Here is an 8,505-nt window from a genome sequence, read left to right as displayed (position 1 = left end):
CCAGGGTCATGAACAGCAGGTACGGGAAGGTGATCCGGGTCAGCGCCACCGCGAGCTGGAAGCGCTCGCCATCCTCGGCAAAGCCCGGCGCCAGGGCGTGGACCACCCAGGGCATCGCCGGCAGGGCGAGGTTCAGCAGCAGCTCCGAACCCGCCGGTCAGCCACCGCACGGACCCCCGAAGAGTGCCCCGGGATCGCTCCCGAAGCACCGAAGGACAGGTGGCGGCTAATGAGCACAAACTAGGAACATTGTCGAGCAGAGAGGGGCCTGGAATCCGCGATGGCGGCATATCCTGATACGGCAGATACAGGTCCCCTCGAACGGCGGGCTGCGGCCTTCACCGTCATTGCGAGCGCAGCGTAGCAACCCAGTGCAGCGCGCGATCCCCGGAGGGAGCGTGTCCCTAGGTTGCTTCGCTGCGCTCGCAATGACGGCATGGGGCGGGCGGCGCCGTCCCAGATCACGCCGCTGGCCCGGTCCGCGGCCGCAGGAGGAGCCGTCCGGTGCAGAAACTCGCCATCCTCGGCCTCGGCGCGATGGGGCTTCCCATCGCCCGCAACCTCGCGGCCAAGCGCGCCTCCGAAGCCGAGACCGTCGTGGCGGTGGATGCCGACCCGGCCCGCCTCGCCGGGCTCGACGCGCCGGGCCTCGTCGCGACGGCGGATCCCGCCGCGCTCGACGGCGCCGCGGTGCTGTTCCTGTGCCTGCCGAACGGCGACGTGGTCAAGGCGGCCCTGTTCGGCGGGGATCGCCTGGCCGAGCGGCTGGCGCCCGGGGCGATCGTGGTGGATCTCAGCACCATCGCGCATGCCAAGGCGCTCGCCATCGGCCGCGCCGTGGCCGCGACCGGCCGGCGCTTCGTCGATGCCCCGGTCTCCGGGGCGCCGGCGGGCGCCGAGGCCGGGACGCTCACGGTGATGTGTGGCGGCGACCCGGAGACCGTCGCGGCGGTCCGGCCGCTGCTGGAGCGGATCGGCACCAGCGTCCTGCATATGGGGCCGGCGGGCTCCGGCCAGCTGACCAAGACGATCAACAACGTGCTCTACGACATCAACATCGCGGCGCTCGCCGAGGTGCTGCCGATGGCGGTGGCGATGGGGCTGGATCCGGACCAGATCGCCCAGGTGGTCACCACCGGCACCAGCCGGAGCTACGCGTCGCAGTACTTCGTGCCGCGGATCCTCCAGGGCCGCTTCGACGAGGGCTATCCGATGGGCGCGGCCTACAAGGATCTCGTCGCCGCCGCCGCGATCTCGGCCGAGGGCAATTACCCGATGCCGGTCACCGCGGCCGCCACCGCGACCTACCAGACCGCCCTGCGCCAGGGCCACGGCGACCGGGACAAGGGCGCGATGGTGCTGCCGTTCGAGGACTTGTTGGGGGTGAAGGTTCGGTCCGGAGGGTGAGCGCTGCGGCTGCGCTCCCAAAGAACCGTCAATCGACCGCCGGGGCGTGCAGCTCCGCGTCGGTGAAGCGGGCCTGCTCCTCCATCACGAGCTGGCCGAGCTCGCGCTTGATCGCGTTGAACTCGGCGCTGGCCGGGTCGCGGGGCCGTGGGATCGGCACGGTGACGTCGCGCTTGATGCGCCCGGGGCGGTAGGTCATCACCAGGATCCGGTCGGCGAGGTAGATCGCCTCCTCGATCGAGTGGGTCACGAACACGATCGTCTTGCGGGAATCGGCCCAGATCCGGAGCAGTTCGTCCTGCAGCGTGCGGCGCGTCAGGGCGTCCAGGGCCCCGAACGGCTCGTCCATCAGCATCACCGGCGGGTCGAGGGCGAGGATGCGGGCGATGGCCACGCGCTGGCGCATTCCGCCCGACAGGTCTTTCGGGTAGCGGGTGCGGAAATCCGACAGGCCGAGCGTCGCGGTGATGCGGTCGACCGTCTCGGCGGCCTGGGCGCGCGGCACGCCCTTGATGTCGAGGCCGAAGCGGACGTTGTCCTCGACGCTCATCCACGGGAACAGGGCGTATTCCTGGAACACCATGCCCCGGTCCGGCCCGGGATCGACCACCGGCTTCCCGCCCACCGTGATCGTGCCCGCGGTGAGCGGGCTGAAGCCCGCCATCGCGTTGAGCAGGGTGGACTTGCCGCAGCCCGAGGGCCCGAGCAGGCACAGGAACTGGCCCTCCGGCACCGTCGCCGAGATGTCCTGAAGGGCGGCGACGCCCGAGGCGCCGCTGCCGAACACCTTGACGGCGTTCGCGACCACGATCTCTGCCGACATCGTCCGGGTTACCGCTCCAGGCCGCGGTGCCAGCGCAGCAGGTGATCGTTGAGGCGGCTCATCGCCCCGTCGATGATCAGGCCGAGGATGCCGATCGTCAGCATGCCGCCGATGATCTTGTCCGACCACATGTATTCCCGGGCCTCGAGGATCCGGTAGCCGAGCCCGTCCGAGACCGCGATCATCTCGGCGACGATCACCACGATGAAGGCGGTGCCGATGCCGATGCGCATGCCGGCGAGCACGAACGGGCTCGCGGCCGGCAGGATCACCCGGCGGAACATCGTCCAGGAGCCGGCGCCGAGGTTGCGGGCGGCGCGGATGTAGATCGAATCGACCTGGCGCACCCCCGCGATGGTGTTGACCAAAACCGGGAAGAAGGTGCCCAGCGCGATCAGGAACAGGGCCGGCGGGTTGCCGAGCCCGAACCACACGATGGCGAGCGGGATGTAGGCGATCGGTGGGATCGGGCGCAGCACCTGGAGGAGCGGGTTGAACAGGGCGTAGAGCCTGTCGTTGGTGCCGAGGACCAGGCCGACCGGGACGGCGAGCCCGGCCCCGATCAGGAAGCCGGAAACGACCCGGGACAGGCTGGAGACCGCGTCGTGCGGCATCTCGCCGGAGAACAGCCAGGACAGGTAGCTCTCCTGGCCGGGATCGTACGGCAGGGCCGGCAGCAGGCCGGACCACCATTTCACCGCTACCGCGCTCGGCGGCGGCAGCACCACGGCCGAGACGAGGCCGGTGCGGCTCGCCAGCTCCCACAGGATCAGCAGCGCGACCGGGATCAGGACGCCGCGAAGGTCGCGCAGGGCCATCGGATTACTCGACCTTCAGGTCGGCCTTGGCCTTGTCGAGCAGGTCGAGCTTGACCCACTCGGCATCGCTCTTGGGCGGGTTCTGCATCTTACCCAGCCCGTATTTGACCATGTAGTCGGTGGTGACCTGCATGTGGCCCGCCGGCATGGCGTAGGTGTAGCTCGCGTTGGCCATGCCGTCGCGAAAATCCTGGCTGGTGAGCTGGCCCTTGAATACCTGCTCGCGGACGTATTTCTCGGCGAGCGCCGGGTCGTCGATGAACGCCTTGGTGGCGGCCACGAACAGGCGCAGCACCTTGGCGGCCACCTCCGGCCGCTCGGTGTACATCTTCTCGGTCATCACCAGGGGCCGGACCGGCTTGCCGATCGGGGTGTCGTAGGGCTTGACCAGCTCGACGCCCCAGCCGGCGCTGATCGCCTGGGTCGATTGCGGCTCCGACTGGCAGATCACGTCGACGTATTTCTGCCCCAGCGCCTGGTTCAGGTCGGCGTAGTTGTTGAAGTAGGTCAGCTGGACGTCCTTGCCGGGACGCTCGGACCAGGTCAGGCCGTGCTTGTCGAGCTCGGCCAGCAGCATCAGGTCCTGGGTGCCGCCGCGGACCGTGGCGACCTTGAGGCCCTTCAGGTCGGCCGCGCTCTTGGCCGGCAGGTCCGGCCGCTTGAGGATGCGCACGCCGCCATCGGCGAAGCCCGCGACCACCACCAGCTTCACGCCGTTGCCACGGGCGGCCACCGCGCCGTCGCCGCCTGAGGCTGCGATGTCGATCTGGTCCACGGCCATGGCCGGGTAGATGTCGGCACCTTTGGCGAACTGGCGCTCGTCGATCTTCAGGCCGTATTTCGGGGCGATCTCCTTCATGTAGGAGATGGCGCCGTAATGGGCGAATTTCAGGTTGCCGAGCCGGACGACGTCGTCGGCCCGAACGGTGCCGCCGAGGGCGACCAGCAGGGCGCCGGCCGCGATCAGGCCCTTGAACATCGATGTCTCCCCCGACCGGACGGCGTGAGCCGATTCGTAGTGCGGCCTTCACGATGGGCCGTTCAGCGCAGTATAACGAATACAGCCGGGGAAGTAATCCGCCTCCCTGTGCCCTACTCCGCCGGCTCCGTCGCCGGCACGGCTCCGCGGCCGACCCGGATCGGCAGAACCGGGGCATCGGCGCGCTGGAGCACTTCGAGCGCCGCGTCGGCCTCGCGCTGGCGGTCCCAGAGCGCCGCGTAGATCCCGCCCGCCTCCAGCAGCTCGGCATGGCTGCCGCGCTCGGCGATGCGGCCGTGGTCGAGCACCAGGATCGCGTCGGCGTTGACCACCGTGGACAGCCGGTGGGCGATCACCAGGGTGGTGCGGCCGCGGCTGACCCGGTCCAGCGCCGACTGGATCTCGGCCTCGGTGAAGGAATCAAGCGCCGAGGTCGCCTCGTCGAGCACCAGGATCGGCGGCGCCTTGAGGATCGTGCGGGCGATGGCGACCCGCTGCTTCTCGCCGCCCGAGAGCTTGAGCCCGCGCTCGCCCACCGGGGTGTCGTAGCCCTCCGGCAGACCGGAGACGAAGCGGTCGATCTGGGCGAGCTGCGCCGCCTCGCGTAAGTCAGCGTCGGTGGCGTCCGAGCGACCGTAGCGGATGTTGTAGCCGATCGTGTCGTTGAACAGCACCGTGTCCTGCGGGACCATGCCGATCGCGGCGCGCAGCGACTCCTGCGTGACCGCGGCGATGTCCTGGCCGTCGATGCTGATCCGTCCGGCCTGCGGCTCGTAGAACCGGAACAGCAGCCGCGACAGGGTCGACTTGCCGGCGCCTGAGGGGCCGACCACCGCCACCGTCTGGCCGGCCTGGATCTCGAACGAGACGCCGCGCAGGATCGGCCGCTCCGGCGTGTAGGCGAAGCGCACATCCTCGAACCGCACCGTGCCGCCCGCCACCGTCAGCGGTGCCGCGTTCGGCCGGTCGGCGATCTCAGGGTTCTGACCGAGGATGCGGAACATGTCGTCGATGTCGATCAGCGCCTGTTTGATCTCGCGGTAGATCATGCCCATGAAGTTCAGGGGCATCGACAGCTGCACCAGCAGGGTGTTGGCGAGCACGAAGCCGCCGATCGTCGTGCGCCCGGCCAGGATGTCCCGGGCGGCGAGCCACATCACGATCGTCATCCCGATGGTGAAGATCACCGCTTGGCCGGCATTGAGCACCGCGAGCGAGACGTAGGTCTGGGTCGAGGCTTTTTCGTATTTCGCCATCGACACGTCGTAGCGGGCCGCCTCGCGGGCCTCCGCGCCGAAATACTTCACCGTCTCGTAATTGAGCAGTGAGTCGACGGCCTTGGTGTTGGCGTCGGTATCCGACGCATTCATCCGGCGGCGGATGGCGATCCGCCACTCGGTCGCCTTGTAGGTGAAGCCGAGATAGGCCCCGACCGTGAGGAACGCCACCAGCGCGTAGCGCCAGTCGAACTCGTAGGCCAGCACCCCGAGCACCAGCGCGAACTCGACGATGGTCGGCACCAGGGTCAGCACCATCAGGCGTGACAATTCCTCGATGCCGGCGCGGCCGCGCTCGAGCACCCGGGTGAGGCCGCCGGTCTTGCGCTCCAGGTGGAAGCGCAGGGACAGGCGGTGCATGTGCTCGAAGGTCCGGAGCGCCAGGCGGCGCACCGCGTGCATCGCCACCTTGGCGAACAGCCCGTCGCGCACCTGGGTCAGCGCCGACATGGCGATCCGCGACACGCCGTAGAGGGCGATGAGCAGCATCGGGGCGGCGAACAGGCCGGTCGGCAGCGGCGCGTCCTTCCCACCGATCGCGGCGACCAGGGCGTCGGTGATCCACTTGAAGGTGAACGGCGTCACCATGGTCACGAGCTTGGCCGCGAGCAGCAGCCCGAAGGCCAGGAACACGCGGCTCTGCAGGTCGGGCCGGTCGTGCGGCCACAGATGCGGCCAGAGGCGCCGATAGGTGGCGAGCAGCCCGGGGCGCTCGGCTGGGGGTGACCCGGCCGGGGGCGCGGTGTCGTCGGTCATGCGGGATTCTGTGCGGGAGGAACAATCTTCCACCCGCATATAGGTCCGCCGAACGAACAGGGCACCCGCGGCCGCCGCAGGGCCGGTCATCCTCTCCAGAACGGCTTCCGGATCTCGTGGCGCAGGCGCCAGGGTTCGATGCCGGCCTCCCGCAGCTGGTCCGGATGCAGGGCGGCGAGCGCCCTCCGGGTCTGGATGCGCTGGCGCCAGAGCCCCAACAGGGATGGCCGGGCCGGCCGGTTCGCGGAGCGCACGGACGTAGCGGCGGAGGGGAACGTGATGATCGACATGGCGGAGGATCCGGTGACGGGAGCAGTCCGGCCGGGATTGCGGCGCCAGGATTGAACCGATAAAGACCTCGGATCAATCGAAACATTGCACTCGGAGCAATGATGCGGGCCACGGATTACCGGGACGTCGCCGACGCGGTCGCCGCCGAGATCGCCGCGGGTACGCTGCGCCCGGGCGACCGGCTGCCGCCGCAGCGGGATTTCGCCTATGCCCGGGGCATCGCGGTCTCGACCGCGAGCCGCGTCTATGCCGAGCTGGGCCGGCGCGGGCTCGTAACCGGCGAGGTCGGCCGCGGCACCTTCGTCCGCTCCGAGCCGGGCCGGGCCGTGAATCTTCAGCCGGAACCGCCCCCGGCGGCCCACGACCTGCAGCGGACCCATTCCCGGTTGCCGGAGCAGGAGGTCGTGCTGACCGAGACCCTGGCTGCCCTGGCGCGCAGCGGTGCCGAGATCGGCTTCAGCCAATACGGCCCGGACGGCACGCCCCGGGCGCGCGCCGTCGCAGCCGGGTTCCTCGCCCAGGACGGCTACGCGCCCAAACCCGCCGACATCCTGTTCACCGGCAACGGCCGGCAGGCGCTCGCCGCCGCCCTCGCGGCCCTGGCGGCGCCGGGGGAGCGGATCGGCTGCGAGCCGCTGACCTATCCGGTGGTGCGGGGCATCGCGTCCCGGCTCGGCATCACCCTGGTGCCGCTCGCCATGGATGCGGAGGGCGTGTGCCCCGACGCGATCCTCCAGGCGCATCGGGCGACCCCGCTGAGCGGTCTCTATCTCCAGCCGACCCTGCAGAACCCGCTCGGCGTGACCATGGGGCCGGCGCGCCGCGCCGACCTCGCTCGCGTGCTCGAGCGGACCGGGCTCACGGCGATCGAGGATGCCGTCTACGGCTTCCTGGCCGACACCCAGCCGATCGCCAGCCTGGCGCCGGACCGGACGATCCTGATCGACAGCCTGTCGAAGCGGGTGATGCCGGCCCTCACGATCGGGATGATCGCCGGGCCGCCGCACCTCACCGACCGGCTCGCCGCCTCCGTGCGTCAGGGCGCCTGGACTGCGCTCGGCCTGTCGCTCGCGGCCGGCCTGCACTGGATGTCCGGCGGCTCGGCGGCGACGCTCGCGGAGGCCAAGCGCCGGGACGCGGCCTCCCGCCAGGCCCTCGCCCGGGAGATTCTTGCCGGACTCACGGTGGTCGGCGATCCCCGCGCCTATCACCTCTGGCTCGAACTGCCCGAGACCTGGCGGGCGGAAGCGTTTGCCGCCGCGTCCTTACGCCGAGGCATCGCCCTGCTCCCGGCCCCGGCCTTCGCGGTGAATCCGGGCCACGCCCCGAACGCGGTCCGCCTCGCCTTGGCGACCCCGTCGCGGGAAGACCTGTCCGAGGCGCTCCGGAGCCTGCGGCGGCTGGCCGTCTCGGAGGACGATCAGGTCGTGGAGTGATGGGGCTGCCGTCGTCCATGAGGCGGCGGCACGCTCAAGGTCGCAAGAGTTTGGCCATAAAATCTACGCGGCTCGGCAAGAAGAGAACCGGTTTTCTTCCCTGAATCGCGTGATCTGCCTAAGCTCAGATGCATGGCGCCCTCGTTCGCCATGGCAGAGTCGCGTCACGATGTCGTCGGTCTGCACTATGCCGTGGAACGGATTGCCGGCGGCGCAGCCCCTGCGCACGGTATTCCCGCGCAGAATACATCGGCCGCGGCGGATGCCCAGCGACAGGCTGGCACCTTTTTGCGGCGCCGCCTCGGTTCGGGGTTCGGCCCGATTGCCGGCTCCGGCCTTCGGCGGTTACGGGCGACACAGGTTTGCATTGGGGGACGCACGGGTCCCCTCTCCCGTGCGGGAGAGGGACAGGGTGAGGGATGCGAGTTTTCCGGAAAAACAGGGTCCCTCACCCCAGCCCTCTACCGCACGGGCAGGGGAATAGCATTTGGCAGGAGGGTCTTTCGGCGCAGGGCGAACGGGATTCTTTGAGGTCTCCTGGAGCACGGGAGAACCTGCAGGGGCGGTATGGGTGTGTTGGTCGCGGCGGTTCTGGTGTCTGGGTCCGGCAATGCGCGGCACGAGCTGGCGGAGATCCTGTTCAACGACTTAGCGGCCCGGCTGTGTGGCGGGGAGACCTGGGTGGACATGGCCGAGTTCGGCGCCGCCAAAGCCGATC

7 protein-coding genes and 1 pseudogene are annotated in these 8,505 nt (G+C 69.8%); 2 read left to right on the top strand and 6 right to left on the bottom strand.

Going from position 1 to position 8,505, the window contains the following annotated elements:
• Nucleotides 1-139: pseudogene (locus MKL20_RS01455) on the bottom strand (lipid II flippase MurJ); the annotation flags it as partial.
• A 365-nt stretch (nt 140-504) separates the two neighbouring features.
• On the opposite strand from MKL20_RS01455, the gene MKL20_RS33110 reads away from it, so the two are divergent.
• On the top strand, nt 505-1,407 hold the full coding sequence (locus tag MKL20_RS33110) for an NAD(P)-dependent oxidoreductase (RefSeq protein ID WP_244035182.1): 903 nt from the start codon (nt 505-507) through the stop codon (nt 1,405-1,407).
• Nucleotides 1,408-1,435: 28 nt separating this feature from the next.
• Here MKL20_RS33110 and MKL20_RS01445 read toward each other — a convergent pair whose 3' ends face one another.
• From MKL20_RS01445 to MKL20_RS01425, 5 genes are all read right to left on the bottom strand, one after another.
• A complete protein-coding gene (locus MKL20_RS01445; protein ID WP_244035181.1) occupies nt 1,436-2,230 on the bottom strand; it encodes an ABC transporter ATP-binding protein in 795 nt (264 codons plus the stop codon).
• Nucleotides 2,231-2,238: 8 nt separating this feature from the next.
• Nucleotides 2,239-3,048 carry an ABC transporter permease gene (locus tag MKL20_RS01440; RefSeq protein WP_244035180.1) on the bottom strand — a complete coding sequence of 270 codons (810 nt, stop codon included), beginning with the start codon at nt 3,046-3,048 and terminating at the stop codon, nt 2,239-2,241.
• A gap of 4 nt (nt 3,049-3,052) precedes the next feature.
• On the bottom strand, nt 3,053-4,027 hold the full coding sequence (locus MKL20_RS01435; protein ID WP_244035179.1) for an ABC transporter substrate-binding protein: 975 nt from the start codon (nt 4,025-4,027) through the stop codon (nt 3,053-3,055).
• 113 nt (nt 4,028-4,140) lie between these two features.
• Nucleotides 4,141-6,060: an ABCB family ABC transporter ATP-binding protein/permease gene (locus tag MKL20_RS01430; protein ID WP_244035178.1), complete on the bottom strand. Its 1,920-nt coding sequence runs from the start codon at nt 6,058-6,060 to the stop codon at nt 4,141-4,143.
• Nucleotides 6,061-6,146: 86 nt separating this feature from the next.
• A complete protein-coding gene (locus tag MKL20_RS01425) occupies nt 6,147-6,350 on the bottom strand; it encodes a DUF1127 domain-containing protein (protein WP_244035177.1) in 204 nt (67 codons plus the stop codon).
• Nucleotides 6,351-6,452: 102 nt separating this feature from the next.
• Here MKL20_RS01425 and MKL20_RS01420 point away from each other — a divergent pair, with 102 nt between their 5' ends.
• Entirely contained in the window at nt 6,453-7,787 is a 1,335-nt protein-coding gene (locus MKL20_RS01420) for a PLP-dependent aminotransferase family protein (protein ID WP_244035176.1), read from the top strand.
• Nucleotides 7,788-8,505 lie beyond the last annotated feature (718 nt).

The organism is Methylobacterium sp. E-066 (assembly GCF_022829635.1).
Lineage (GTDB): Bacteria > Pseudomonadota > Alphaproteobacteria > Rhizobiales > Beijerinckiaceae > Methylobacterium.
This window is presented reverse-complemented; position numbering and strand designations above follow the sequence as displayed.

Coding starts and splice junctions, on each gene's coding strand:
- MKL20_RS01430 (WP_244035178.1), bottom strand. CDS start 6,060: ATGACCGACGACACCGCGCCCCCGGCCGGGTCACCCCCAGCCGAGCGC.
- MKL20_RS01425 (WP_244035177.1), bottom strand. CDS start 6,350: ATGTCGATCATCACGTTCCCCTCCGCCGCTACGTCCGTGCGCTCCGCG.
- MKL20_RS01435 (WP_244035179.1), bottom strand. CDS start 4,027: ATGTTCAAGGGCCTGATCGCGGCCGGCGCCCTGCTGGTCGCCCTCGGC.
- MKL20_RS01445 (WP_244035181.1), bottom strand. CDS start 2,230: ATGTCGGCAGAGATCGTGGTCGCGAACGCCGTCAAGGTGTTCGGCAGC.
- MKL20_RS01440 (WP_244035180.1), bottom strand. CDS start 3,048: ATGGCCCTGCGCGACCTTCGCGGCGTCCTGATCCCGGTCGCGCTGCTG.
- MKL20_RS01420 (WP_244035176.1), top strand. CDS start 6,453: ATGCGGGCCACGGATTACCGGGACGTCGCCGACGCGGTCGCCGCCGAG.